The organism is Mycoplasmopsis iners ATCC 19705 (genome assembly GCF_000701805.1).
Taxonomy (GTDB): domain Bacteria; phylum Bacillota_I; class Bacilli_A; order Mycoplasmatales; family Metamycoplasmataceae; genus Mycoplasmopsis; species Mycoplasmopsis iners.
In genome coordinates this window covers 1-3,579 of record NZ_JNJW01000022.1, presented here as the reverse complement: position 1 = coordinate 3,579, position 3,579 = coordinate 1, and the positions used below count along the sequence as shown (strand labels likewise).

At 25.3% G+C, this 3,579-nt stretch carries 1 protein-coding gene; it reads right to left on the bottom strand.

Annotated elements, in window-relative coordinates:
- On the bottom strand, nucleotides 1-3,579 hold a 3,579-nt coding region (locus tag T395_RS03460; protein WP_036458517.1), incomplete at both ends, for a rhoptry family protein.

Sequence of the window (3,579 nt, the reverse complement as noted above, 5' to 3'; positions counted from 1 at the left end):
GTTTTATCAACTTTGTCAATTAAACTTGCTTTTTGAGCATCATTTAAATATGTATAATCAGTATTTAATTTATTTTTTGCTTGATTTCTAGCTTTTGTTAGATTTTCATCACCATTTAAATCCTCTTTTGTTTGTTTTAAAGTTGCAATTTTTTGATCAATTTGTTCAATTGTTAAATTATCAGTTGAGCTCGATAAATCAGTGCTTCTTCGATCTAAAGCATTATCAAAAGCAGTTTTTTTATCATTATCAGCTTCAGTATAATCAATGCTTTCCTTAATTGCTTCTACATTGGTGCTATCACTATTAGTATCATCTTTGAATGTATTTTTATAATCATTCATTTTTTGATTTACTGTTTCTGCTTCAGTTAAAATTGCATTTAATTTTGTAGCATCATTAATGTTTGAATCATCAATTTTATTTTTGAAATATGTTTTTTGCGCTGGATTTAAACTATCTAAATTATCTGTTTTAGCTTTTGTGATTGTTTTAAGTAGAAGAAGATCATATGGATTAATATTTTCATCTATATTTTCAGAATTAATTAAAGTTTTATATGCCTCTTTTTCTGCGCTTCCTAAAGAAGTTTGATCAATTAAATTATTAGCATTTTCTTGCATTTTGCTAAAGATTTCATTGAAAATTTCAGTCTTTTTATTTGGTTGTGAAGTTAAAAAGTCTTTTGGTAATTGATCAATTTTTTGACTAAAAGCGTCTTTTTGATTATCTTTTCAAAGAGCAAAATTATTTAAATTACGTTTAAATTCTTTTCTATCTCCATCTAAAGCATCTTTAACTTGATTTAATGAAGAAGTTAAGTTATCTATTGCAGTAATTTTATTAGCAATATCATTAAGATCTTGTTTGAAGTTATCATTAATTTGATTTTTAGCATTAACTAATTTTTGGTCATAATCAGCTTTATTAGTTGAATCTTCATTAAGATAACGAGTATTAGAAGTTTTATCAGTTTCTAAATTAGTAATTAAAGTATTTAAATTATTAAGTTTAGTGTTTAATCCTTCCGCACTAGAAACTAATTTTTTAGCTTCGGTTAAATTATTAGTTTGACTAACTTGATTTTTTAAAGTTTCACGTTGATTTTCGCTTAATGAAGTGAAAGTGTCAATTTTGTCTTTAAGATCTTGTAATTGTTTTTCACCATCTAAATTAGTAACTGCCTGTTTAAAGTTATTTAATTTAGTTTTTAATTCATTTAAATCAATGTTTGTTGCATTAGTATTAATTAAAGGACTAAAACTATCTAAAGCATTATCTAAAGCTGTTTTTAAATTGTCTTGAGCAAAAATATATTTAATTTGATTTCTATTAAAGGTTTGATTAAAGTCTTTTGCTTGTTTATCTAAAGCATCATAAGTTTTAGCATCATTTACAACTTTTTCATTTTCACTATCGGTTTTATTCGTGCTTAATTGATTTTTAAAAGCTTGTTGTTGCTGACTATTAATTGAAGTTAATTTATCAATTTGATTGCTTCAATTTTGCTTTTTAGCTTCTTTTAAAATAGAATCATTGGTATCGCTTTGATTTGTTGTTTCACCCTTTTTATTAATGATTCCATTATTAATAATTTGATTTTTAAAGTTGGTTTTTTCTTCTTTTGATAAATCGCTTAAACCTTGAATTGTATCAATGTAAGATTTTTTGGCTTTATTAGCATTTGTTGCTTGTTCAACAATTGCATCAATTAAACTTTCTTTAGTATCGCTATTATTTGAAACTTGCTTAATTTTATTAATTAAAGCTGTTTTTTCATTTTTATTTAAATATGGTAATTCATTAATTTGGTTAATTGCATTATTTTGTAAACCGTCTAAAGCATCATATAAGTTATCTAATGAATTAGCTACATTTCTATTTGCAATATATTGATCTAATTTACTTGCACCATTATCAGTTGCTGAAGTTAATAGAGTTTCGGCTGCTTCATAAGCAGTTTTAAAATTATTTTTTGCACTTTCTGTGGCATTGGTGTATTTTGCGTCAGAAGTAGTAGTATTTGCATATTTAGTAACTAAATCAGATAACTGATGCATTTTATTATTTAATTCACTATATGACTTAAATTTAGTTTGCGCATCTTCTTTTGAAGTAGCACTATTAATTAAAGTTTTTAAATTCTCTTTTTGTTTTGGATTTAAATATGTGTAAGTTTGATCAATTTGGTTTATTAATTCTTGTTTTTGAGCCTCTAACAATTTACTATTTACATCAGTAACACTGTTTTGTTCCTCGATTAAATTATTAAATTTAGTTTTTTCATCATTGTTTAAATTTTGTGAATTGTTAATATATTCTTCAGCTTCACGTTTAGCTTTATCTAGAGTGGTTAAGAAACCACCAATTGTAACTGAACCGGTTATTGAAGATTTTTGGTCCTTTAAATTATCTCTAGTTGATTGTAATTTATAGTTAATTACTAATTCTCCAGTTGTATCATTAGGTGTTAATTCAATATCGCTAAAAATAGCTTTTTGATTAGCATTTAAATTGTTAAAAGCGACATTTTGAATACTTGATGGTAAAACATTTGCTTTATTTTGGATCTCTTGAATAGTTTTAGCAATATTTGAATCATTAATAATTGCATTTAATCTATCCGCTTCAGTCATTAAATTATTTAAATGATATGTTCTATTACTTGAAATATCATTTACTCTACTTGAAATAACTTTGTATTTAAGAGTTAATTCACCTGTTTTATCATTTGCAACTATAGCTTCTCCATTTGCTTCATCAAGAGCTAACGTTGCATCTTGTAATTGTGGATTTACAGGTAAATAAGTTTCTCAATTGTTTTTATCAGCCAATAAATCTGAAGCCATTTTTAAGGTTTTTGAAGGTGCGAAATTAACTGCTAAATTATTAATTCTAGTTTGTTCGGTTTCAAAACCAGTTAAGGTATATCTATTAACAATTTTTTGTTCTTCTGCACTTAGAGTTTTTTTAGTTAATAAACTTGCTAAATCATAAGTATATGAAATATCAGTTAAACTATCTTTAGTTGAATTTAAAGTTACTTTAACACTTCTAGTTCCATTTCTATAATTGTCACTAGTTAAATTTAATAATTCATATTGTGGATTTATTTTATAGTTATTAGCATCAGAAATTGAAAGATATTTAGTTTGTAATTCACTTGGGTTAATAGTTGAATTTGCTTTATTTAGCTCACTATAATTAAGTGAAATTACATTTTTAAATAAGTCTTCTAATCTTTCTTTTTCAGTCAAGAATCCTGAAGCTGTAAAACTTGAACTTTTAGCTGAAACAACTTCACTTGCTTGATTAATTTCTTCTTGAATGGTGATTAAATCCTGTCTATCAGATTTTAAAGTGTAATCAAAAGTAATTTGACCATCTCTATCACTTCTGTTAGTAATATTTGGACTGTTTTTAAAACTTGCTTTTTGCACATTGCTATCTTTAAAGCTAATATTAAAGTCAGTGCCATAAGTTACTTCAGTTGGCACTTTTTTATTAGTAATAGTTAAAATTGCATTTGCTTGAGTTAACAATGTATCCAATCTTTGTTTTTCGGTTTGGAAATTTTCT